This window comes from Pseudomonas sp. FBCC-B1667, assembly GCF_059133255.1.
In genome coordinates this window covers 4,188,985-4,211,714 of sequence record NZ_CP101437.1, presented here as the reverse complement: position 1 = coordinate 4,211,714, position 22,730 = coordinate 4,188,985, and the positions used below count along the sequence as shown (strand labels likewise).

Genomic DNA, 22,730 nt, shown 5'->3' with positions numbered 1-22,730 from the left:
GCTGGCAGTAGGTGCGGGGTTTCAGCTTCCTGAATGTTTATTCAACGCCGCCTCAGCCGCCGCAATCTGCGCCTGGCGCTGAGCAATCACGTCGCCCACCGGCGGCCCCTGGAAGCGCCGGGCTTCAAAGCCGAACCAGACAATCGCCGTCAGCACCAGAAAGCCAATGGTGATGTACAGCGCCCAATCGTTCGGTGGCTGAATGCCGATGATGAAGATGATCACCATCGACAGCACCGAGAGCAGGGCGAACACCGTGTACCAGAAGCGCCCCATGTTCCACGGTCCCATGGTCGGCCACTTCGAGGTCCCGTAGGTAAACAGGCCCAGCACGATGGGAATGATGAAAGAGAAGAACAGGAAGATCACCGTGCAGGACACCACGATCGTATAAACCGGCGTGGCCCCGACCGAGATCACCGACGAGCCCCAGTCGAACAGCACGGCGAGGGTGGCACCGGTCCAGATTGCCGCCACCGGGCTGCGGAAGGTCGGCGAGACCGAGGCCAGCGCTTTGGAACAGGGCAGGCCGCCGTCACGGGAGAAGGCGAAGATCATCCGCGACACCGAGGTCACCGTCGCCAATCCACAGAGGATCTGCGAGACGAAAATCGCCACATACAACGCAAGCTTGAGCGTCGGGCTGACCTGAGTGTTCATCGCCCAGAAAAACACGTTCCAGCCTTGCTTCGCCGCCTCGTCCATGTTCGGCAGCATCAGCACGAACGAACACAGCATCACCCAGCCGAACAGCAACGACCAGACCACCGACATGACCATGCCGCGCGGCACGGAAATGGCTGCGTTGCGCGTCTCCTCGGAGGTGTGTGCCGAGGCGTCATAACCGGTGATGGTGTAGATCGGCAACAGCAGGCCGAGCATGAACACCCAGCCGTTCGACACCGATGGCCAAACCGCGCCGCCAGCATCGCCGGAGTAGTTGCTGAAGGTCCACAGCCGTGCGAATTCATAGCTCGGTGCCGAGATCAGGCAGACGATGGTCAGCGCCAACGCCGTGGCGAAAATCAGGTAGCCGGAGAAATCGGTGAGCCTGGCGGTCAGGCCAATTCCCAGGTGGTTGCACAACGCCTGAAGACCGGTCAGCACGGCGAGGAAAATCACCCGCACCGTGGTCGTGTCTTCCATGCCCAGTGCCGGGCCGAAGGCACCGAAAAAGAAGTAATAGGTGCCGACGTTGATCGCCCCCAGCACGGTGACCAACCCCAACAGGTTGAACCACGCGGTCAGCCATCCGGTAAAGCGATTGCCCAGAATCGAGCCCCAGTGATACAGCCCGCCAGCGGTGGGATAGGCCGAGGAAATCTGTGCCATGGCCATGGCGAACACCCCTGAGATCAGGCAGCCGATGGGCCAGCCGATGCCGATGGACGCGCCGCCCGCGCCGGAGGTGCCCTGGGCGAGGGAGTTGATGCCCCCGGAAAGGATGCAGATGATCGAGAAGGAAATCGCGAAGTTGGAGAAAACGCCCATGCGTCGCGAGAGCTGCTGGGCGTAGCCCATGCTGTGCAGCGCCTTGACGTCATCGTCATGCGAGGCGTCGGTGCCGGGCTGGCTTGCTGGATTCATGTCGTGTGCCCCTTCAGGTTTTGATACGCGCCCCTCCGGAATGCCGGAAGCGCTGGCTTTCAACCCCTTGTCGTACTGCTCCTGTCTCCAACCGGTACAACCTGCCCGTGCGCTGCCTTCATGTGGCGTACACCGACAGTCAACTGCTCTACAGGCGGCCGTGAAACGCCGCGTCGAAAATCTCTGCCGCACCGGCCTTGGTCAAGGGCAGCGGGTTGCCACCGGCAGAAGGGTCGACCACGGCCATGTCCGCGATCAGGTCGGACTGTTTGTCATCCACGCCCAATTCGAACAGCGTGTGCGGCACGCCGATGTCTTTGCGCAGCTTGAGGATGAAGGCCAGGAAACTGTCGAAGCCGGGAGAGGGCAAGCGCAAATAGGCAGCCAGGCGCGTGATGCGTTCTTCGATGGCCGGGCGATTGAATTTCAGCACGTAGGGCATGAAGGTCGCGTTGGTCATGCCGTGGTGAGTGTCGTACAGCGCGCCGACCGGATGCGAAAGGGCATGCATCCCGCCCAGGCCTTTCTGAAACGCGGTGGCACCCATCGCCGCCGCCGCGAGCATGTTCGCGCGCGCTTCAAGGTCGCCGGGCGTGTGCACGGCACGCACCAGCGCGTTGGCCACCAGGCGCATGCCTTCCACGGCGATGCCATCGGCCAAGGGGTGGAAACCGGGGGCGCAGTAGGCTTCCAGGCAGTGCGCCAGGGCGTCCATGCCGGTGCCAGCGGTGATTTTGGCCGGCATGCCGACAGTCAGGGCCGGGTCGCTGATGACCACGCACGGCATCATTTTGGGGTGGAAGATGATGCGTTTGGTGTGGCTCGCCTCGTCGATGATCACCGCTGCCCGCCCGACTTCCGAGCCCGTGCCCGCCGTGGTTGGTACCGCGATGACCGGGGCGATGCGGCTTTCGTCGGCGCGGGTCCAGTAGTCGCCGATGTCTTCGAAATCCCAGACCGGGCGCGTCTGCCCGCTCATGAAGGCGATGAGCTTGCCCATGTCCAGGCCGCTGCCGCCACCGAAGGCAATCACGCCATCGTGGTTGCCGGCGCGCCAGGCGTCGAGTCCGCCGGCCAGGTTGGCTTCGACCGGGTTGGGCTTGAGATCGCTAAACATCGCAACACCGAGGCCCGCAGCGCGCAAGGCGTCGAGGGCGGCGAGGGTCATCGGCGCCCGCGCCAGGCCACTGTCGGTGACCAGCAGCGGGCGCTGGATGCCTTGGGCGCGGCAGGTGTCGGCGAGTTCGGCGATACGGCCGACACCGAAGCGGATGCTCGTGGGGTAGTTCCAGTTCGCGGTCAGGCTCATGGCTCAAATCTCGTGGCGCAAATGGAAGGATTTGGCGCGTGTCAGGTGTTCATAACCGAGCCGCGACAGGGTGACGCCGCGTCCGCTGTTTTTCACGCCGGTCCAGGCCAGTGCCGGGTCGAGGTAGTCGCAGCGGTTCATGAACACGGTGCCGGTGTCGATCTCGTTGCCCAGGCGTTCGGCGGCGGCGAGGTCCTGAGTCCAGATCGAGGCGCTGAGCCCGAATTCGCTGTCATTCATCAGGGCGATGGCTTCGTCGTCACCTTCGACCGGCATGATGCCGACCACCGGGCCGAAGCTTTCCTCGCGCATGACTGACATTTGATGAGTGACGTCGACCAACACCTGCGGCGCGAGGTAGGCGCTGCCCGGAACATCGGCGGGAAATGCCTGCGGTTCGATCAGTGCCTTGGCACCCTGGGCCAGCGCTTCGGCGATTTGGCCGCGCACGAAATCAGCAGCAGCCGGGGTGACCAAGGGGCCGAGCGTGGTGGCTTCGTCCAGTGGATTGCCCAGCACGTATTGGCGGGTCAGGGCGGCGAAACGTTCGATAAAGGCCGGGTAGATTTTTTTGTCGACGTAGATGCGTTCGACGGCGCAGCAGCTCTGGCCTGAGTTGAAGAAGCTGCCGTCCACCAGGTTTTCTACGGCGTGTTCAAGATTGGCATCGGCGCGCACATAGGCCGGGTCTTTGCCGCCGAGTTCCAGGCCCACGCCGAGGAAGCGCCCGGTGGCGGCGATTTCCATGGCCTCGCCAGCGCCGACGGAACCGGTGAAGTTCACTTGTTGCACGCGTCCGGAGCCAATGATGTCGGCGGTCTGGCGGTGATCGAGCAACAGGTTGTGAAACAGACCGGCTGGCAGGTTGGCGCTGGCCATGGCCTCGGCAAACCGTTCACCCACCAGCAGCGTTTGCGACGCGTGTTTGAGGATGACGCTGTTGCCGGCCATCAGCGCCGGAATGATCGTATTCACGGCGGTCAAGTACGGGTAATTCCAGGGCGCAATAACCAGCACGTTCCCCAACGGATCACGCTGGATGTGCCGGCGAAAACCGCTGACGGGCGTGGGTTCAATCGCTGCCAGGGCTTCAGGTGCAATGGCAATCATGTGCCGGGCACGCTCTTCGAAGCCGCGCAATTCGCCCGCACCAAACTGTACCGGGCGGCCCATTTGCCAGGCCAGTTCCCGCACGATGTCGGTTTTCATCGCCAGCATCGCGTCCACCACGGCACTGCAAAAAGCCGCGCGCTCGCTCAGGGGCCGGCGTTTCCATTGCGCCTGGGCGGTGGAGGCGGTGGTCAGTGCCTGTTCGATCTGCGTGGCGTCGGCGTAGCGGCGTTCGGCATAGACCCGGCCATCGACCGGGGAAATGAGTTGGATGGTTGCCGTCATGCTGACCTCAATAGCGCTCGAAGCCGCGCTGCAGTTCCCAGTCGGTGATCCGCCGGTCGTACTCTTTCTGCTCCCATTCGGCGGTGTGCACGTAGTGGTCGATCACCTCATCCCCGAACGCCTCGCGCAACATGCTCGAGGCCTGGAGCGCGGCGCTGGCTTCGCGCAAAGTCTTGGAGACTTCGGGCAAATGGTCATCGACGTAAGCGTCGCCTTCAAACGGCGGGGCGAGGGTGAGCTTCTCGTCGACCCCGGCCAGGCCAGCCGCGATCAGGGCTGCGAAGGCCAGATACGGGTTGAGGTCGGCGCCGCCGATGCGGCATTCGATGCGGATGGATTTGCTGCTTTCGGCACACAGACGAAAACCAGCGGTGCGATTGTCGCGGCTCCACACCGCCCGCGTCGGCGCAAACGTACCGGCCTGAAAGCGCTTGTACGAGTTGATGTAGGGTGCGAGAAAACAGGTGATGTCGTTGGCATATTTAAGCTGCCCGGCGACCCAGGAACGCATCAGTTTCGACATGCCGAATTCGGCCTTTGCATCGAAAAACAGCGGCTTCTTGCCATGCTTGTCCCACAGCGAATTGTGGATGTGGCTGCTGGACCCGGCGGCGTCATAGCGCCACTTGGCCATGAAGGTGATCGCCTTGCCCTGCAGTTGCGCAATCTCTTTGCAGGCGTGCTTGATGATGACGTGGTGGTCGGCCATGGTCAGGGCATCGGCGTAGCGGATGTTGATCTCTTCCTGGCCGGGTCCCCATTCACCCTTGGAATTTTCCACGGGAATGCCGCTGGCTTGCAGGTGCTTGCGAATCGCCCGCAGCACCGGCTCTTCGCGGGTGGTCTGCAGGATGTTGTAGTCCTCGATGTAATGGCCGGCGGTTTTCGGCTTGTGGTAGTTGCGCTTGTGGATGGCCTCGTAGCTCTCGTCGAACAGATAGAACTCCAGTTCCGAGGCGAACATGCCGGTATAGCCACGCTCGCGCAGGCGTTCGATCTGCTTCTTCAGGATGGCTCGGGGGCTGTGTGGCAAGTCGCGGCGATGGTGGTGATCGAGCACATCACAGAGCACCAGCGCTGTGCACTCCAGCCATGGCACCCGGCGCAGGGTGGACATGTCGGGCTTGAGCACAAAGTCGCCATAGCCTTTGCTCCAACTGGCAGCGGCATAGCCCGGCACGGGCTCCATGTCGATGTCGTCGGCCAACAGGTAATTGCAGCAGTGGGTTTCTTCATGGCCGCTGTCGATGAAAAACTCGACCTGGAATCGTTTGCCGACCAGCCGTCCCTGCATGTCGACCATGCAGACCAGGACGGTATCAATTTCGCCGGCAACGGCGGCACGCTTCAATTCATCAAAGCTGAGGAGGGGCTCGGTCATCACGTCAGTCCTGCGTGAACAGTGTGGGCCTGTCTGAAATAGCTGTTGCAGACGCTCTTCAGAAAAACCCAAACCCTGCCGGAGCGAGCATCGTGCGCAATAAGCTGATCCTTAGCTTAGCCTACTGTCGATTTGTGCAAGTTTTGATGGAGTTGGCGATACGCAGCCACCAACTGATCCAGCGAAAACGCCAGATTGCGCCCGCTCGGGTTGGGCAAGGTCCAGACCTGGGCGTCGCCGAAAGTCTTGGATTGAAGACCCCAGGCAATCTCCCGCTGGCCGGTTAACGCGCTGTAGGCGGCCTTGCCGAGAAACGCGACGACGCGGGGTGCATGGCGCCGGATCTTCTGTTCAAAGTCGGCAGCGGCGGCGGTGAACTCGTGCAACGACAGCTGATCGGCGCGCGCCGTGGGTCGGTCGACCACGGCGGTCAATCCGCAGCGGTACTGCAAAATCGTCCGGTCGTTTTCCGGGCGCACTTCCTCGGGGGTAAACCCGGCAAGGTGCAGCGTGCGCCAGAAACGATTACTCCGGCCCGCAAAGTGATGCCCTTGGGCGGCGGCCGTCATGCCCGGATTGATCCCGCAGAAAATCACATCGAGATGATCGGCCAGTATGTCTTCAAGTCCTTCACCCGCCATAAAACCTCTCAACCGCAAATCACGTTGACCGCGTTGCGCGCCAGTTCGGTCAGCTCCGTGCGGGATTTGCCTGCCCGTGCCCGGATCGAAATGCTGTGCAGCAGCGAGGAGGCGAGCACAGCGAGGGCGGCCGGGTCGACGTTGTCTTTGAGTTCGCCGGCGGTGACGGCTGTTCGCAGACGTGCTTCGAGATCGGCGTCGAGCCGGCTCAGGCGGTCCGACAACACTTCGCGGATTTCAACATCCTCGACGGCTTCGGTGGTTGCCGTGCCAATCGCGAAGCAGCCGCGGGGTTGGCCGTCGCCCGAGAAGTAAATCGATAGTTGCCCCTCATAGAAACGCATCAGCGCCTCGCTCAAGGACAGCTGGCTGTCCGTCAGCGCCGCGTGCATGTCGGCGGCGGCAAATTCCCAGTACTGCTCGAGCGCCTTGATGTACAGCGCGTGTTTGTCACCGAAGGCGGCATACAGGCTCGGGCGGTTCATGCCGGCTGCCGTGGCGATGCTGTCCAGGGACGCGGCGGAATAGCCGGTGCTCCAAAACACACCAAGCGCTTGCTGCAGCGCGGTCTGCGGGTCGTAGGCGCGTGGGCGGCCACGTCCTTTTGCTTCGGTAATCTTTTTTTGTGCCATATCGTACAAAAACCTTGTGTGAAGGTAAGTCGAGGCATATTCTTACACCATCGCACAAAATTAAGGAACCAGAAGTTCCTCAATTTCAGGTTTGTTGAAGCAGAGCTCGAACTGGGTACAGCGGCGACGAAACAGGGTGCGGCGGAGCGATCCTTCTGACTGCGCACGGTATGGCTGTTTTTTATGGGTATTAGCCCCTGACTTCCCGGTTAAAGGTGTTTTCGATCATGACTAAACAGTTCGATATTCCGGCTTCACAAACCTTTGAGCACCCAGGGCCGAATCCGACAGCGCCCAGCAAAAAAACGCTTAAAGAAACCGTACGACCACTGCTGATGGTAGGTGTCCCGGCGCTTTTTGCAGCGATCGGCTACGCCCACTATGTGGCTGGCGAGCCTTACATCTCGACCGATAATGCCTACGCCCGAGTGGCCAAGGCGTCGATCAACGCGCGCACTTCCGGCCAGGTCATCGAAATCGCCGTCGAGGACAACCAGCCCGTCCGCAAGGGCCAGGTATTGTTCCGCATTGACCCCAAACCGCTGCAGATCGCCGTTGACCGGGCGCAAGCCCAGCTAAGCGTTGCGCGGTTGCGCATCGATGGACTCAAGGCCAGCTACCGCCAGCAACAGGCCGAGCTGCAATCGGCCAAAGAGTCGGCCGATTTCGACCAAAAGGAATTTGGCCGCAAGAAGGCGCTGGTCGCTTCCGAGTTCGTCTCGAAGTCGATTTATGAGCGCGCCGACACCGACCTCAAAGTGTCACGGCAACGCATAGTCTCGATCGAACAACAGATCGCCAGCACCGTGGTTGCCCTGAACGGTAATCCGAACATCGAGGTCGACAGCCACCCGGCCGTTCGCGAGGCCAAGGCGCAGCTGGATGAAACCCAGCTCTACCTTTCGTACGCCACGGTGTATGCGCCGGACGACGGTATCGTCGCCAAGGTCGATGATTTGCAAGTGGGCAATTTCGTCAACAACGGCGCACCAGCCTTTGCGCTGCTGTCTGATCGCGAGGTGTGGGTGGAAGCCAACTTCCGTGAAACGGAGGTGACGCATATGCGTCCCGGTCAGGCGGCGACCATTCACCTCGATACCTACCCGGATCATGAGTTCAAGGCGCACGTGGTCAGCATGAGCCCCGGTGCCGGCTCGGATTTCGCCTTGCTGCCGCCGGAAAACGCCACCGGCAACTGGGTCAAGGTCGTGCAGCGGGTGCCGGTGCGGCTCGAACTCGACGAACTCGACCCGCAGATGCCGCTCTATTCGGGGATCAGCGCCACGGTCAAGGTTGATACCGGGCACCGCACGCCATGGTGGCAGCCGCTCAAGGCGCTGTTGACCGCAGGAGCCTCCTGATGAACACCACCCCTGCGAGTTCATTAAGGTTGGCCGCATTGCTCGCGACGTATATGCAATCGGCGAACCTGCCTTTACCCAATGCCGTGCTCCGTTTGATTCAGGGCAGCCTGTCGATGACCGACGACCAGGCCGGATGGATCTTCACCTCGTACCTCGCCGCGAGTGCGATCACTCTGCCGGTCGCGCAATGGCTGGCCGGGCGTTACGGCTTGAAGCGGGTGTACCAAACCGCGCTGGCCGTGTTCGTCCTGGGCTTGCTGCTCGCCACCCTGGCCTCGACGCCGCTGGAATTCATCGGCGCGCGGATTATCCAGGGCCTGGCGAGTGGCGTGCTGGCGCCGTTGTCGATGGCGATTGCCCTGGAAACGTTGCCATTGGAGAAACGCGCCAAGTTCGGTGCGACGTGGACCGCCATCGTGCTGTTGGGCATCGTCAGCGGCCCGAGCATCGGCGGCTGGGTCGCCGAGCATTTTGGCTGGCGCCCGATCTTCTACATCAGCCTGCCGCTGTCGGCGTACATCTTCCTGGTGATCGCACTGTTGCTGGCCGAGAAGAAGGCCGAGAAACGCCCGACGTTCGATTTCTTCGGTTTCGGCACGTTCACGCTGGGGCTGATCAGCCTGCAAATGCTGCTCGATCGCGGGGAACGCCTGGACTGGTTTGCCTCGACCGAAATCTGGCTGGAAGCAATCGGCTGTGCGCTCGGGCTCTACCTGTTCCTGGTCCATGTGCTGACCGCGAAGGTGCATTTCATCAACAAGCGGTTGTTCAGTGACCGCAACTTCGTGCTGTCGACGGTGATCTTTTTCGCGGTGGGTTTCGTGCTGCTGTCGACCATGGCGCTGACGTCGCCGATGCTCGATGAAATCCTCGGCTACCCGCCGGACACCACCGGTTCACTGACCATCCCGCGCGGTATGGGACTGGTCGGTGCGTTTCTGCTGATGGGGCGGGTTCCGGAGCGTTTCGACCGTCGACTGTTCGTGGCGGCGGGCGTGGCCATTGTGGTGTATGCCAACTGGCTGATGCTCGGTTACTCGCCGCTGATGGACTGGTGGCCGGTAGCGCTGGCGGGGGCGATTCAGGGCGCCGGCATCGGCCTGTTGATGCCGTCGCTGACCAAGGTTGCGTTCAGCACGCTTGATCCGGCGTTACGGCCGGAGGGCACCGGTCTGTTTAACCTGTCGCGTGTGTATGGCAGCACCCTCGGTGTAGCGATCGTGCAGTTGTATTTTTACAACAACACCCACGCGATGCACATGGCGCTGGCGAGCAACCTGACGCCGTATGGCGCGACGGCACATTCGGCGGCGACGTCCCTGCAAGCCATGGCGGGGCTCAATGAAATGATCACCGGCCAGGCGGCGTTTATCGGCGTGGTTGGCCAATTCAAGATTTTGATGTTCGCGATGCTGGTGGTGAGCCCACTGGTGATCTTTCTTCGCAAGCCCGTTGCGACCAACTAGTTTTCGTGGAGTTTGCCTCATGAAATCCAATGCGCGCTTCATCAACAGACAACTGATCAAGACCACGTTCGGTGCGGTGGCGGTGCTGGTGTTCCTGACCGCTTGCACGGTCGGCCCCGATTATCAAATGCCGCCACCGAGCCCGTCGCAACACTACGATCAACAGGCCGAGCAGCGTCTTGGCCAACGCATCGACCTGGGCAAGAAAGTCAATGGCGACTGGTGGACGGCGTTTCGTTCGCCCAAGCTCGACAACGTGGTACGCCGAGCCATCGACGGTAATCTGGAACTCGTCGCGGCCGATGCCACGATCCGCCAGGCGGCGTCCTCCGTCGCGGCGGCGGAAGGGGTGCTTTATCCGCAGGTCGATTTTGCCGCCCAGGCCGGTCGCCTGCGTACCCACAGCGGACCAGAGCCGGTGGTTTCCAACTTCTATGCCATCGGTCCTCGGGTTGGTTTCGATCTGGACGTGTTCGGCGGCAACAAGCGCCAGGTTGAACAACAGGAAGCACTGACAGCGTTTCAGACACATCGCTATGAAGCGGCTTACCTGACCTTGACGGGCAATGTCGCCAGCCAGGCGTTGTTGATGGCCTCGGCGAATGCGCAGATCCAGGCCGTGGAAAAACTGCTGGCCAATGACGCCAAGAACCTCGAACTGGTGCGCATGGCTCACGCCAACGGCAGCAGCACGCAGATCGATGTCTCGCTGGCTGAAACCCGGCTCGCGCAGGACCGCACGCTGCTGCCGCCCCTCGCTCAACAGCGTGATTCGGCCCGGCATGCGCTGTCGATCCTGACCGGCAAAGGCCCGGCAGACTGGATCGCGCCGGACTTCGACCTGAGTGAGTTTGCCTTGCCGGCCAACGTGCCCGTGAGTCTGCCCTCGGAAATGGCCCACACCCGGCCGGACGTACTGCAAGCCGAAGCGCAACTGCACATGGCCAGCGCCGCCGTCGGTGTCGCGACCGCCAACCTGTATCCGCACGTGGAGCTGTCGGCGTTTCTCGCGCAGTCGGCGTCCGGCAATGGTGGCGCCGCGCTCTGGGGCTTTGCCGCCGGGGTGGCGGGACCGATCTTCAATGGCGGCACCCTCAAGGCTGAACGCCAGGCGGCGGTCGACGGCTACAACGCCTCGCTCGCGGATTATCAGCAGACCGTCATCCAGTCGTTCGGTCAGGTCGCCGACACGCTGCAAGCCATCAACCATCACGCCGAAGAATACCTCGCTCAGGAAGACGCATTGCGCGCCGCCGACAGCAGTTTTCGCTTGAACCAACACGCGTACGCCCAAGGCGAGAACAGCATCCTTCAGGTGCTGGAGGCCGAGCGCGCCTATGAGCAGGCGTTGCTGGGACAGATCAGGGTGAAGACCGCGCAATACCTCGACACCGTCCAGCTGTTTGTGGCCCTCGGCGGCAATTCGGTCGGCGTGTTTGAGCAGCAAGTCGCCAGCCGCGAAGCATCCAAACGTTCATATCAGTAGAGGCTGCGGCCTCAGAGAGTGGAGTAACGACATGACCTACGAAGCCTTTCACGACGAACTTCGCGAGACAAAATTTGCACTCAACCACGGCTCGGCGGAGATGCCGTCCGTGGGTTTTGGCACGTTGTTCCGCGACCTCTCCGTCACAACCCAAGCAGTCACCCACGCGCTGGAAACCGGTTTCCGCCATTTCGACTGCGCCGAGCGTTATCGCAACGAAGAAGCGGTGGGCGTGGCGTTCAAGGCCTTCCTCGACTCGGGCAAGGTCCGGCGCGAAGACCTGTTCATCACCACCAAACTGTGGAACACCAACCATCGTCCCGAGCGCGTGTTACCGGCCTTCGAGGCCAGTTGCCGCCGGCTTCAGGTGGACTACATCGATTGCTACCTGATCCACACGCCGTTTGCCTTTCAGCCCGGCGATGACCAGGAACCCCGGGACCCGTTCGGCCACATGATCTACGACTCGGGCGTGACCTTGATCGAGACGTGGCGGGCACTTGAGCAGCTCGTAGATGACGGGCGCTGCAAATCTATCGGCTTGTCGGACATCACCCTGGAGGCATTGAAGGCGATTGTCGACGTGGCGCGGATAAAACCCGCCGTGGTGCAGGTGGAATCCCACCCGTATCTGCCGGAATGGGAGCTGCTGGATTTCTGCAAACAGCACGGCATCATCGTCCTCGCCTTTGCACCCCTCGGCCATGGCATGCAGCCTGCGGTGCTGGAAGATCCGGTGCTGACCGGCATCGCCAAACACCTGCGCAAAACCCCGGCTCAAGTCGCCTTGGCCTGGTCGGTGCAGCGCGGTGTGGCGTTTCTGACCACGTCTGCAACACTGAGCCATATTCAGGAGAACTTTGATATTGCCACGCTGCCGCACCGGGCCATGCTTGAGATCAAGGAGGACATCACGACGCGGGTGCGCTTCAACTCGGTGGTGGAAACCGGTATCCCGGGCTTTATCCCGGGCAAAAGGTAATCCATGCTGGCGCGGCGGCCTGATCTCAGGCCGCCGCTTTTTTTTGACAGGTCATTTGTGCGCCGAGGCAAAACCGATGGACGTTTTTCAAACCATGCGCTGTTTCATCGCCGTGGCCCAGAGCGGCAGCTTCACGGCCGCAGCGGCGACGCTGGACACCTCGACCACCAACGTTTCCAAAGCGGTTTCCAGCCTGGAAGCGCGCTTGCAAACACGCTTGATCAACCGTACGACCCGACGCCTGGCCCTGACCGAAGCGGGGCTGCGCTATTTACAACGCTGCGAGAGGATTATCGAGGAGATGCGCGAAGCCGATGAAGAGGCCGGAACGGCGCAAACCCAACCCGTGGGCCGGCTGAAAATTCATGCGATGTCCGCCGTGGGCAATCACTACGTGATCAACGCCATCGCTCGGTACAGAGAGACGCATCCATCGGTGATGTTTGATTTGACCCTGACCAATCGGCTGCCGGACTTGCTGGAAGAAGGCTATGACATGTCGATTGTGTTGGCGCGGGATTTACCCGATTCAGGCTTTGTCGCGCAACGGCTTGGTACCACCTACAGCATTCTCTGCGCGTCACCGGCGTACCTGAAGAAACGTGGCGTTCCCGACGCACCGGGTGCACTGGGCGCACATGATTGCCTGAGGATTGTGAATACGGTGATGCCGGCGCAGAACTGGGTATTCGAAGGGCCTGAAGGTGTGGAGACGGTAAGCGCGCCGATGTCGCCGTTTCACGTCAACACCGCGGATGCGATGACGGTGGCGATCAGCAACGGAATGGGCATCGGCATTCAACCGATTGCGTCTGCCGTGGAGGGTTTGAAAACGGGGAGCTTGGTCCGGGTGTTGCTTGAGTATCATTTTGAAAAACTGAATGTGTTTGCCATCTACCCGTCACGCAAATTCGTCGATGCAAAAATCAAGACTTGGGTGGACTTTCTCAAGAATTACATTCCGGTTTTGCTGGCTTCCGATGAAAAAATCGTGGGTTCAACCCAAAAAAACTAGCCGCCGTCGGTATGGAGTGTCGACCCTCCATCGTCTGCACGGTACTCAACCGTTTGAACACCCAGTGCCCATGACTTGATACTGCAGAACGTGCTGTTGACCGCGCGAGTCTTCGTACGTCATTTGTGCCGGTACCGGGCCACACTGGTCACCGATGTCTGACACGCTGATGACGCGTTTAATGTCGAGTTGGCTGTCGTAGGTATAGGCTTCAACCGGGGCGTTGGCGGTGGCAGCCGTTGCAGCAGGGTCGTCAGCGAAGGCAGGCGCGCCGAGGCTGGCCAGTGTCAGCAGAAGCGCGATTTGCGAAAGTTTCATGGTGTTCACCGTATCGTTTGAGGAAGGATGGGGTTCGTTTTCTACCTTGTGAGCTGTTACTAAATGCTCACCGGGCAGGAACAATGCTAGGGCTTTGCCCTGGCCTCAAACAGCAGTCGGAAGGACAAACACTGTTGCCGTTTTGCGCATGAATGCAGGGCTTGTGGACGTCATCACTGCGCTTATGGCAAGGTCGAAAAAAATGCCGCGCAGCCAACAGGAACAAGATGATGGAGGAGGGGAGTGAGGTCGGTGGCACACCGTCGATGGCGACGCTGAAGGCCTTCAATCAATGCGTGTTGCACCTCGGGCGACTGGCTCGGGAGCGCGGCGCCTCGCAATTCATCGAAGACGGGCTGCAAGCCTTCCGCCCGCTGGTGCCGTTTGCGTCGGCCTGGTGGGGCGAGATGTCTACATCCGACGCCCACGTGGCACCAAAAAGCTGGATGCACGGGCGCATCGACCTGCCCGAATCGTTTGCCGCCGAATGGCACAAGAGCGCGGGCAGTGACCGGTTCTCCCATGACACGTTGAGCCAGCCCGGCGCAGTGGTGCGCGACAGTGGCTTCACAGATCCCCATGAAGAGGTCGATGCGTTCGCTCGCCGTCATGACCTCTACCATGTGATCTGCATCACCTTCGAGTTGCCCGAAAGCGGTTTGATGTTTTTTGTCTGCCTGTATCGCGGCGAACACGGGTCAGGGTTCAACGACAATGAGGCCGCGTTGTTTTCAGGCTTCTGCGATCACCTGTTGCAGCTGTGGCGTTTCCAGGTACAGGACATGATTCGCATCGACACCGGTAACGGCGCCAGCGACTTTGGCGTCGCGCGCATGGACGGCACGCTGCTGTACGTCGGCGCCAGCCTGTGTGCGGCCATTCAGCGTGAAGTGCCGGGCTGGAGCGGGTCGAGGCTGCCAGCGCAGGTGATCGCCCAACTGCCGAAAGCGCCGAGCGTCATGCGCCTGGGCCGCTGTGCGCTGACCCTCAGCCCAAATGCCAAACACGTCATTCTGTCTCTCGAAAGCCAGTCACGCGGCGTGGTGCTGGCGCCACGGGAGCGGACGGCGGCGATGCTGTTTGCGGCCGGTCACTCGTATAAAGAAATCGCCAAAATCCTCGGTTTGAGCCCTGCGACGGTGCGCACTTATCTGCGCAACTGCTACTTGCAGCTTGGGGTGAAGAGCAAGGTCGAGCTGGGTTCTGTCTTGTCCGCGCAGGCAACCCGCCGCGAAGCCCACTGAATCACCACCCCCTCCTCATTTGTGGAGGTCCATCCAACACCCGCGCACGCTAGGGTATGCCTTGCATATCAGGGGCTTGCGCGCAGGCTGTTCGGGCCTCTTCCAAAACTATAAAAACAGAGGTGAGGCAGTTGAAATTTTCCAGGCTTTTTGTCGCCATTGCGGCAACCACGGCATTTTCGGGGCTGGCGCTGGTGGGGTGCCAGACCCAGGGTTCGACTCCGGCAGACATGGTCATGCGCAACGGTTACGTCTACACCGTCGATGGCCAGAACTCGGTGCAGCAGGCGATTGCCGTCACGGGCGGGAAGATCGTCTATGTCGGCAACGACGAAGGGGCTGCGTCGTACATCGGCAAGCAAACACAATTGATCGATCTGGCCGGGCGCATGCTGATGCCGGGCTTCGTCGATGCGCACATGCACCCCGGTGATGGCGGCCGCGCCATGACCTTGTGCGATCTGAAGTACCAGACCATGACGCGCAAGGAGTTCCAGAACACCATTCAGGCGTGCCTGGATGCCGACAAGGACAAGGGGCCTGATGTCTGGCTCGAAGTCGGCAGTTGGGACCGGATGGGCATGGAAGGCCTCGACGGCGATCCGGACAAATCGACGCTGGACGCCCTCAAGACCCACCGGCCGATTCAGGTGCGCTCCACGGACTTTCATACCGTGCTGGTCAACTCGCGTGGCCTGGCCGTTGCCGGCATCACCAAAAAAACCCCTAACCCCGGTGACGGCAAGTACGTGCGCGACAGTGCCGGCAACCTCACCGGCATCTGCGAAGACGGCGCGGCTGACACGATGGCCGCCGTGGTGCCGCCGGCCACCGACGCGGAAAAACTCAACCAGATCCGCGTCGCGCTCGATGCCATGCGCCAGCAAGGCATCACCAGTTTCTTCGATGCCTTGTCGGGGCCGGAGAACGGCAAAGCCTTCACCACGTTGCAGCAGTCAGGTGAACTGACCGCCCGGGCCCTGTTGGCGATCAAACTGGACCCGGCCGCCGCTGCAGCCGACCCGGCGAAAACCATCGCCGAGGCCAAGGCGATGGCCGCGACCTACGATCAGGGTGAAGCCAAAGTCGCACCGGGCGTGAGCATGCGTCACGTCAAATTGTTCATGGACGGCATCATCAATGCGCCGGCGGACACCGGTGCGATGCTGACGCCCTATCTGCACAACGCCGGCACCGAGAAGGCACCGAAATGGGCGCCGGGCAAGAACGTCGGTGAGTTGTATTTCCCGCCGCAAGTGCTCAAGCCGCTGCTGTTGCAAGCGGTGCAGGCCGGTCTCGACCCGCACCTGCACGCCACCGGCGACCGCGCCGTGCGTGACTCACTCGATGGCATCGAATACGTGCGCCAGCAATTGCCCGGCAACGGCTTTCGCCCGGCCATCACCCACAACGAGTCCGTGGACCCCGCCGACTACGGGCGCTTCAAGGCCCTCGACGTGACCGCCAACATGTCCTTCCAGTGGGCGCAGCAGGCACCGTCCACCGTCGACGGCACCAGCGATCACCTCGGGCCTGCTCGATTTGCGCGCATGGAGCCCTCGGGCAGCATCGCCCGTGCGGGTGGTCGGGTGGCGTATGGCAGCGACTGGCCGGTGGATCCGCTTGATGAGTTCCTGGCGCTGAAAGTCGGTGTCACCCGCTCCGGTGATCCGACCAACCCGCACAGCTATGGCCCCAAATACGCCGGTCGCCTGAACGCCGACCCGGCGCTGTCCCGAGCCGAAGTGCTACGCACCATCACCGTCAACGCCGCCGAGCAACTGAAACTGGAAAACGTCGTCGGGTCGGTCGAGGTGGGCAAGTTTGCGGACCTGATCGTGCTGGATAAAAACTTCATGCAAGTGCCGGAAGAGGAACTGGCCCGTAACACCGTATTGATGACCGTCGTGGGGGGCAAGATCGTGTGGGCCAAGGCGCCGTTTGTGGGCCAGGTGGCCATGACCGAACAACAAAAATAACTCACCTCTTAAACGCTTTCCCTGTGGGAGCGAGCTTGCTCGCGATGACGGCGGCACATCCAACATCAATGTGTCAGACAGATCGCCATCGCGAGCAAGCTCGCTCCCACAAGGGATGGTGTGTATGCCTTCTATCTTTGAAGAGAATAAAAACAATGACCCAGCCCCACGATAGTCAGCAACGAAGTCCCCTGATCGAGACCCGCTCGATTGATTTCATCCCCGAGGCCGAGCGTCATGGCAGCCTCTACAGCCAGTTCACCCTGTGGCTCGGCGCCAACCTGCAAATCACCGCAATCGTCACCGGGGCACTGGCCGTGGTGTTGGGCGGTGACGTGTTCTGGTCATTGATCGGCTTGCTGATCGGTCAGTTGCTTGGCGGTGCCGTCGTCGCCTTGCACGCTGCACAGGGACCGAAACTGGGTCTGCCGCAGATGATCTCCAGCCGTGTGCAGTTCGGGGTCTACGGCGCGGCGATTCCGATTGTGTTGGTGTGCCTGATGTACCTCGGTTTCAGCGCCACCGGCGCGGTGTTGTCCGGGCAGGCGATTGCCCAGTTGATCAGCGTCAGCGACAGCACCGGCATCCTGATTTTTGCCGCGTGCATCACGTTCCTGACGATCTTCGGCTATCGGGTGATTCACTTGGTGGGGCGTGTGGCCAGCGTGCTCGGCATCATCGCTTTTGCTTACCTGTTTACCCGCTTGATGACCCTTAACGACATCGGCCTGCTCCTGGAAAACCGTCATTTTGGCTGGAGCACCTTCCTGCTGGCGGTGTCGCTGTCGGCGTCCTGGCAGATTGCGTTTGGCCCGTACGTGGCCGACTACTCGCGCTACTTGCCGAGCACAACCTCATCCTGGAAAACCTTCACCGCCGTCGGCCTTGGGACCGTGCTCGGCGCTCAGGCGTCAATGGTGCTGGGGGTGTTTGCCGCTGCACTGGCTGGCGCCAACTTCCGCGGTCACGAAGTGGCGACCATCGTCGGCCTGGGCAGTACCGGGTTGATGGCTTCGCTGCTGTACCTGAGCGTGGTGTTCGGCAAGGTCACCGTGTCCACACTGAACGCCTATGGCAGCTTCATGTGCGTGGCCACCATCATCAGCGGTTTCCGCAGTCGCCTGGAAATCACCGCCCGCCAGCGCATGCTGTTTGTGCTGCTGATCGTCGCGGCATCGACCACGCTCGCGTTGGTGGGTCAGTACTCGTTCCTCAACTCGTTCAAGTACTTCATCCTGTTTTTGCTGACGTTCTTCACCCCGTGGAGCGCGATCAACCTGGTGGACTACTACTTCATTAACAAGGAGCGCTATGACATCCCGGCCTTGTCCGACCCGTCCGGGCGTTACGGTCGCTGGAACGTCTTGGGGATCAGCGTGTATGTCAGCGGCGTGTTGATCCAGCTGCCTTTTGTCGACACGCATTTTTACTCCGGGCCAATGGTTGCGCAGTTGGGTGGTGTGGATATTTCCTGGATCGTCGGGCTGGTGGCGCCGGGTGTTCTTTACTACCTGCTGGCGAGGAAATCGGCGGTGGTTGTGCCCGTTGCACGAAGCACGAAGGCCTGACCGAGCGGCGCGACAGTGCATGGATCTTCATTGCACTGTCGCCAAGTCCCTGTTGAAGGACCTGTGCTGATTTCGTCACTGCCTCCGCGCAAACCCATCAAGCCCTGTCGCCTCGAATAGACCACCCTGACCGGTCTGTTCAAGGAGATGACCATGATCCGACTGACCCTGATCGAAGCCTATGCGTTGGCCGAATCGATCCTGTTGCACAACGGTTTCAACCAGGCCCATGCGCGTGCGGTGGCAGCCACGGTGACAGCCGGCGAGCGCGATGGCTGCGCCTCTCACGGATTGTACCGGGTGCTGGGGTGCGTCAATTCGCTGCGGGCCGGCAAAGTCTCGGCCACGGCTGAACCCCGGGTGATCAACCAGGCACCGTCGATTGTGCGGGTGGATGCCGGCGGTGGCTTTTCGCAGCTGGCGTTTCAGGCGGGGTTGCCGTCGCTGACGGAGAAAACCCGAACCAACGGGATTGCGGCGTTGGCGATCAATCGTTGTGTGCATTTCTCGGCGCTGTGGGTGGAGATCGAGCAGTTGACCGCTGCCGGGCTGGTGGCGCTGGCGTGTAATCCGAGCCACGCCTGGGTGGCCCCGGCCGGCGGACGCTTGCCCGTGTTCGGCACCAACCCCATTGCCTTTGGCTGGCCCCGTCAGGGACAGGATCCTTTCGTGTTCGACTTCGCCACCAGCGCCATCGCCCGTGGCGACATCGAACTGCACCGACGTGCCGGTAAGGCGATCCCCGAAGGCTGGGGCGTGGACGCACAGGGGCAGCCCAGCACCGATGCCAACGTCGTACTCGACAGCGGCGCGATGCTGACATTCGGCGGGCACAAGGGCTCGGCGCTGGCGGCCATGGTGGAGTTGATTGCCGGGCCGTTGATTGGCGACCTGACCAGCGCCGAATCGCTGGCCTACGACGCGGGCAGCAAGTCGTCGCCGTACCATGGCGAATTGATCATTGCCCTGGATCCACGGCGCTTTTTGGGGGATTCGACGGAGGTGCATCTGGCGAGGGCCGAAGCGTTGTTCCAGGGAATCGAAGGGCAGGGCGCACGCTTGCCCTCCCAGCGCCGATACGCGGCGCGGGCGCGTAGCCTGGTGGAGGGCGTGCAGATTCCCGAGGCGTTGTATCACGACCTCAAGGCATTCCTGGCTTAATCCGATAACTGTAGGGGGGAGCCTGCTCGCGAAGGCGGCAGTACATTCGACATCTCTGTTGACTGACCCACCGCCATCGCGAGCAGGCTCACTCCTACAGGGGCTTCGGGTGTTTTTTAGATTGGGTTTCGGTGGCTGGCGCCGTCGACCAGTCGGGCAATACCCAGTGGATTGGCGTTTTTTAGTGGGTCAGGCAGCAGCGTGTCCGGGCAGTTCTGGTAGCACACCGGGCGCAGGAAGCGTTCTATGGCCAGGCTGCCGACCGAGGTGCCACGGGCATCGGAGGTGGCCGGATAGGGACCGCCATGCACCATCGCATCACACACTTCGACCCCGGTGGGGTAGCCGTTGAACAGCACCCGGCCGACCTTTTGTTCCAGCAGGGCCAGCAGTTCTGCGTGTTCATGCACTTCCTGAGGTTCGCCAATCAGGGTGGCGGTGAGTTGACCGTGCAAACTGTTCAACGCTTGGCGCAGTTCAGCCTTGTCAGCCACTTCGACGATGAGGGTGGTCGGCCCGAACACTTCTTCCTGTAACAACGGATCACCTTCGAGCAGCAGACTCACGTCGGCCCTGAACAGGTGCGCGCGCGCCTGATTAGCCTGTTGGCCATGGCCGGTCAGGTGGGCCACGCCCGGATGGTTGAGCAAGGCCTGCACACCTTTTTCGTAGCTGCGCAGCGTGCCGGCGTTAAGCATGGTTTGCGGCGGTTGTTCAGCCAGACGCGCAGTCAGGGTCTCGGTGAAAGCACTGAATTGCACGGAGCGCATACCGATGACCAATCCCGGATTGGTGCAGAACTGGCCACCGCCGAGCACGACAGACGCCGCCAGTTCATTGGCAATTTTTTCGCCGCGAACATCAAGGGCTTCAGGCAACACCACGACCGGATTGATGCTGCTCATTTCGGCAAACACCGGAATCGGTTGCGGACGTGCGGCCGCCATGTCGCACAACGCGCGGCCTCCTTTGAGCGAACCGGTAAACCCGACGGCCTGGATCGCCGGATGCTTGACCAAAGCTTCACCCACGCCCGCACCGTAGATCATATTGAACACACCCTTGGGCATGCCGGTCTGTTCGGCGGCGCGGAGGATTGCATCGGCCACCTGCTCGGCCGTCGCCATATGACCGCTGTGGGCCTTGAACACCACCGGGCAACCGGCGGCCAGGGCTGCAGCGGTATCGCCGCCTGCTGTGGAGAACGCCAACGGAAAGTTGCTCGCGCCGAACACGGCCACGGGGCCGACACCGATCCGATACTGACGCAGGTCGCTGCGGGGAAGCGGTTGACGGTCGGGCAAGGCGCGGTCGATACGTGCACCGTAAAAATCACCGCGACGCAGGACCTGAGCGAACAGGCGCATCTGGCCGCTGGTGCGAGCGCGTTCACCCTGGATCCGTGCGCTGGGCAGCGCGGTTTCGCGGGTGACCAGGGCGACAAACTCGTCATCCAGCGCATCCAGTTGTGCGGCGATGGCCTCTAGAAAATCCGCACGGCGTGCCGCTGGCATAGCGCGAAACTCGGGGAATGCAGCGGCAGCGGCCTCAGCGGCAGCGTGCACTTCGCCTTCGGTGGCTTGCACGAAAGAGCAGGGCAACGCCTCGCCGGTGCTGGCGTCATGGCTGTGCAACGTGAGGCTGCCGGCGGCACTGCGGGTGCCGCCAATGTAGTTGTGGCCGAGGATCTGGGGCATGAAAGAATTCCTGTCGGGCAAAAGGTAAAACATTTCCTGTGGGCGCCTGGTTTTGGTTTACGCCAGCGAGTCGCCTCGACGCGAGGTCGCGGGGGCGGTGTTATCCAGTGAGGCAATGCGCGCCGCGGACTCCGCATCCACCGCGTGCAGTGACTTGCCGCGGGTTTCCCGGGTCAGCCCGACGGCCACGACAGAGATCAGCGAGGCAGCGACCAGATACCAGGCGATGGGTGTCGAGCTGTGGTACTTGTTGAGCAGCGTGAGCGCGATCAGCGGTGCAAGGGAACCGGCGAAGATCGGTGCCACTTGGTAGCACAGCGAGAGGGCGGTGTAGCGCACGTGAGTCGGGAACATCTCGGCCATCAGTGCCGAATATGGTGCATAGGTCATCGACTCGATGGCCAGGCCCAGGGTAATGGCGGCCATGATCAGCCAGTTGTTGCCGGTGTCCATCATCGGGAAGCCGACGAACCCCCAAAATGCCGTGAGCACCGCGCCGACCAGATACACCGGTTTGCGCCCGACGATGTCCGACAGATACCCCATCAACGGGATCATGAAAAAGTGCAGCAAGTGAGCACCGAACATCAGAAACAGAATCTCTGAAGTGTCCTTGTGCACCACCAACTTGAGGTAGGTGATGGAGAACGTCACCACGGTGTAGTAGAGAATGTTTTCGGCAAAGCGTGCGCCGATGCCCACCAGCACCGAGCGCCAGTGGTAGCGCAGCACTTCCACAACGCCCAGTTGTTGCTGCTTGGTTTGCGCCTGACGCGCCTGGGCTTCCTTGAAGATCGGTGCGTCATCGACACGGGTACGAATCCAGTAGCCGATCAATACCACCACCGCCGAGAACCAGAACGCCACGCGCCAGCCCCAGGCGAGAAATTGTTGCTCCGACAGGTTCGACGACAACAGCAGCAGGGCGACGGTCGCGACCAGATTCCCGGCCGGCACACCCGCTTGCGGCCAACTGGCCCAGAAGCCCCGGCGATTGTCCGGACAGTGTTCGGACACCAGCAGAATCGCGCCGCCCCATTCACCGCCAAAGGCGAAACCCTGGATCAGCCGCAACAGCACCAGTAACACCGGCGCCGCGTAGCCGATCTGGTCGAATCCGGGCAGGCAACCCATCAGGAACGTGGTGATGCCGACCACCACCAGGCTCAGTTGCAGCAGGCGCTTTCGGCCAAATTTGTCACCGTAGTGACCGAACACCAGGCCACCCAGCGGGCGAGCAAGAAAGCCCACGGCGTACAGCGCGAACGCGGCGATGATGCCGTCGATGGGGCTGTCGGTCTGGCGAAAGAACAGTTGGCCGAAGACCAGCGCCGAAGCCGTACCGTAGAGAAAAAATTCATACCACTCGGCGACCGTACCGGCCATGGCGGCGGCCACGACACGCTTGAGTCCGGAGGGTGTGGTTGCGCGTTGAGTGTCTTGAAGGTTGGGCATGCTGATGTTTCCTGTAAGGGCGCAAAAACAGGCAGCCGGGCCGGGCCTCC

Annotated in this window: 18 protein-coding genes; 9 read left to right on the top strand and 9 right to left on the bottom strand. The window is 61.5% G+C overall.

Annotation, left to right across the window (positions count from 1 at the left end; all coding sequences use genetic code 11):
- Positions 1 to 21: 21 nt before the first annotated feature.
- From NL116_RS19455 to NL116_RS19430, 6 genes are all read right to left on the bottom strand, one after another.
- Positions 22 to 1,587, bottom strand: coding sequence for an amino acid permease (locus NL116_RS19455; RefSeq protein ID WP_494373613.1), 1,566 nt, complete (start codon positions 1,585 to 1,587; stop codon positions 22 to 24).
- A 148-nt stretch (positions 1,588 to 1,735) separates the two neighbouring features.
- Positions 1,736 to 2,896: an iron-containing alcohol dehydrogenase gene (locus NL116_RS19450; protein WP_494373612.1), complete on the bottom strand. Its 1,161-nt coding sequence runs from the start codon at positions 2,894 to 2,896 to the stop codon at positions 1,736 to 1,738.
- A 3-nt stretch (positions 2,897 to 2,899) separates the two neighbouring features.
- Positions 2,900 to 4,291, bottom strand: a complete 1,392-nt coding sequence (locus tag NL116_RS19445) for an aldehyde dehydrogenase family protein (protein ID WP_494373611.1) — start codon at positions 4,289 to 4,291, stop codon at positions 2,900 to 2,902.
- A gap of 7 nt (positions 4,292 to 4,298) precedes the next feature.
- Positions 4,299 to 5,672, bottom strand: coding sequence for a glutamine synthetase family protein (locus NL116_RS19440; RefSeq protein WP_494373610.1), 1,374 nt, complete (start codon positions 5,670 to 5,672; stop codon positions 4,299 to 4,301).
- 116 nt (positions 5,673 to 5,788) lie between these two features.
- Positions 5,789 to 6,313: a G/U mismatch-specific DNA glycosylase gene (mug, locus tag NL116_RS19435; RefSeq protein WP_494373609.1), complete on the bottom strand. Its 525-nt coding sequence runs from the start codon at positions 6,311 to 6,313 to the stop codon at positions 5,789 to 5,791.
- Between the two features lie 8 nt (positions 6,314 to 6,321).
- Positions 6,322 to 6,945, bottom strand: a complete 624-nt coding sequence (locus NL116_RS19430) for a TetR/AcrR family transcriptional regulator (protein ID WP_140669008.1) — start codon at positions 6,943 to 6,945, stop codon at positions 6,322 to 6,324.
- A 227-nt stretch (positions 6,946 to 7,172) separates the two neighbouring features.
- On the opposite strand from NL116_RS19430, the gene NL116_RS19425 reads away from it, so the two are divergent.
- The 5 genes from NL116_RS19425 to NL116_RS19405 all read left to right on the top strand — a co-directional run bounded on the left by NL116_RS19425 (position 7,173) and on the right by NL116_RS19405 (position 13,258).
- Entirely contained in the window at positions 7,173 to 8,306 is a 1,134-nt protein-coding gene (locus NL116_RS19425; RefSeq protein WP_494373608.1) for an HlyD family secretion protein, read from the top strand.
- A complete protein-coding gene (locus tag NL116_RS19420; protein ID WP_494373607.1) occupies positions 8,306 to 9,775 on the top strand; it encodes a DHA2 family efflux MFS transporter permease subunit in 1,470 nt (489 codons plus the stop codon). Before NL116_RS19425 ends, NL116_RS19420 begins: the two co-directional genes overlap by 1 nt.
- A 19-nt stretch (positions 9,776 to 9,794) precedes the next feature.
- Positions 9,795 to 11,261, top strand: a complete 1,467-nt coding sequence (locus NL116_RS19415; protein WP_494373606.1) for an efflux transporter outer membrane subunit — start codon at positions 9,795 to 9,797, stop codon at positions 11,259 to 11,261.
- 31 nt (positions 11,262 to 11,292) lie between these two features.
- On the top strand, positions 11,293 to 12,243 hold the full coding sequence (locus NL116_RS19410) for an aldo/keto reductase (RefSeq protein WP_494373605.1): 951 nt from the start codon (positions 11,293 to 11,295) through the stop codon (positions 12,241 to 12,243).
- Between the two features lie 76 nt (positions 12,244 to 12,319).
- Positions 12,320 to 13,258: a LysR family transcriptional regulator gene (locus NL116_RS19405; RefSeq protein ID WP_494373604.1), complete on the top strand. Its 939-nt coding sequence runs from the start codon at positions 12,320 to 12,322 to the stop codon at positions 13,256 to 13,258.
- Positions 13,259 to 13,303: 45 nt separating this feature from the next.
- Here NL116_RS19405 and NL116_RS19400 read toward each other — a convergent pair whose 3' ends face one another.
- Positions 13,304 to 13,576: a DUF2790 domain-containing protein gene (locus tag NL116_RS19400; RefSeq protein WP_494373603.1), complete on the bottom strand. Its 273-nt coding sequence runs from the start codon at positions 13,574 to 13,576 to the stop codon at positions 13,304 to 13,306.
- A 230-nt stretch (positions 13,577 to 13,806) separates the two neighbouring features.
- Between NL116_RS19400 and NL116_RS19395 the strand changes: the two genes are divergently transcribed.
- The 4 genes from NL116_RS19395 to NL116_RS19380 all read left to right on the top strand — a co-directional run bounded on the left by NL116_RS19395 (position 13,807) and on the right by NL116_RS19380 (position 19,528).
- Positions 13,807 to 14,820, top strand: coding sequence for a helix-turn-helix transcriptional regulator (locus NL116_RS19395; protein ID WP_494373602.1), 1,014 nt, complete (start codon positions 13,807 to 13,809; stop codon positions 14,818 to 14,820).
- A gap of 131 nt (positions 14,821 to 14,951) precedes the next feature.
- Positions 14,952 to 16,799 carry an amidohydrolase gene (locus tag NL116_RS19390; RefSeq protein ID WP_494373601.1) on the top strand — a complete coding sequence of 616 codons (1,848 nt, stop codon included), beginning with the start codon at positions 14,952 to 14,954 and terminating at the stop codon, positions 16,797 to 16,799.
- A gap of 155 nt (positions 16,800 to 16,954) precedes the next feature.
- On the top strand, positions 16,955 to 18,367 hold the full coding sequence (locus tag NL116_RS19385; protein WP_494373600.1) for a purine-cytosine permease family protein: 1,413 nt from the start codon (positions 16,955 to 16,957) through the stop codon (positions 18,365 to 18,367).
- 153 nt (positions 18,368 to 18,520) lie between these two features.
- On the top strand, positions 18,521 to 19,528 hold the full coding sequence (locus NL116_RS19380; RefSeq protein WP_494373599.1) for an Ldh family oxidoreductase: 1,008 nt from the start codon (positions 18,521 to 18,523) through the stop codon (positions 19,526 to 19,528).
- A 116-nt stretch (positions 19,529 to 19,644) separates the two neighbouring features.
- Here the strand turns inward: NL116_RS19380 and NL116_RS19375 are convergent, their stop codons facing one another.
- Both NL116_RS19375 and abaF read right to left on the bottom strand, forming a co-directional pair.
- Positions 19,645 to 21,225: an aldehyde dehydrogenase (NADP(+)) gene (locus tag NL116_RS19375; protein ID WP_494373598.1), complete on the bottom strand. Its 1,581-nt coding sequence runs from the start codon at positions 21,223 to 21,225 to the stop codon at positions 19,645 to 19,647.
- Positions 21,226 to 21,282: 57 nt separating this feature from the next.
- Positions 21,283 to 22,680 carry a fosfomycin efflux MFS transporter AbaF gene (abaF, locus tag NL116_RS19370; RefSeq protein ID WP_494373597.1) on the bottom strand — a complete coding sequence of 466 codons (1,398 nt, stop codon included), beginning with the start codon at positions 22,678 to 22,680 and terminating at the stop codon, positions 21,283 to 21,285.
- Positions 22,681 to 22,730: the final 50 nt, after the last annotated feature.

Coding starts and splice junctions, on each gene's coding strand:
- NL116_RS19445 (WP_494373611.1), bottom strand. CDS start 4,291: ATGACGGCAACCATCCAACTCATTTCCCCGGTCGATGGCCGGGTCTAT.
- NL116_RS19415 (WP_494373606.1), top strand. CDS start 9,795: ATGAAATCCAATGCGCGCTTCATCAACAGACAACTGATCAAGACCACG.
- NL116_RS19385 (WP_494373600.1), top strand. CDS start 16,955: ATGACCCAGCCCCACGATAGTCAGCAACGAAGTCCCCTGATCGAGACC.
- NL116_RS19420 (WP_494373607.1), top strand. CDS start 8,306: ATGAACACCACCCCTGCGAGTTCATTAAGGTTGGCCGCATTGCTCGCG.
- NL116_RS19425 (WP_494373608.1), top strand. CDS start 7,173: ATGACTAAACAGTTCGATATTCCGGCTTCACAAACCTTTGAGCACCCA.
- NL116_RS19450 (WP_494373612.1), bottom strand. CDS start 2,896: ATGAGCCTGACCGCGAACTGGAACTACCCCACGAGCATCCGCTTCGGT.
- NL116_RS19400 (WP_494373603.1), bottom strand. CDS start 13,576: ATGAAACTTTCGCAAATCGCGCTTCTGCTGACACTGGCCAGCCTCGGC.
- mug (WP_494373609.1), bottom strand. CDS start 6,313: ATGGCGGGTGAAGGACTTGAAGACATACTGGCCGATCATCTCGATGTG.
- NL116_RS19430 (WP_140669008.1), bottom strand. CDS start 6,945: ATGGCACAAAAAAAGATTACCGAAGCAAAAGGACGTGGCCGCCCACGC.
- NL116_RS19380 (WP_494373599.1), top strand. CDS start 18,521: ATGATCCGACTGACCCTGATCGAAGCCTATGCGTTGGCCGAATCGATC.
- NL116_RS19395 (WP_494373602.1), top strand. CDS start 13,807: ATGGAGGAGGGGAGTGAGGTCGGTGGCACACCGTCGATGGCGACGCTG.
- NL116_RS19405 (WP_494373604.1), top strand. CDS start 12,320: ATGGACGTTTTTCAAACCATGCGCTGTTTCATCGCCGTGGCCCAGAGC.
- NL116_RS19455 (WP_494373613.1), bottom strand. CDS start 1,587: ATGAATCCAGCAAGCCAGCCCGGCACCGACGCCTCGCATGACGATGAC.
- NL116_RS19410 (WP_494373605.1), top strand. CDS start 11,293: ATGACCTACGAAGCCTTTCACGACGAACTTCGCGAGACAAAATTTGCA.
- NL116_RS19375 (WP_494373598.1), bottom strand. CDS start 21,225: ATGCCCCAGATCCTCGGCCACAACTACATTGGCGGCACCCGCAGTGCC.
- abaF (WP_494373597.1), bottom strand. CDS start 22,680: ATGCCCAACCTTCAAGACACTCAACGCGCAACCACACCCTCCGGACTC.
- NL116_RS19440 (WP_494373610.1), bottom strand. CDS start 5,672: ATGACCGAGCCCCTCCTCAGCTTTGATGAATTGAAGCGTGCCGCCGTT.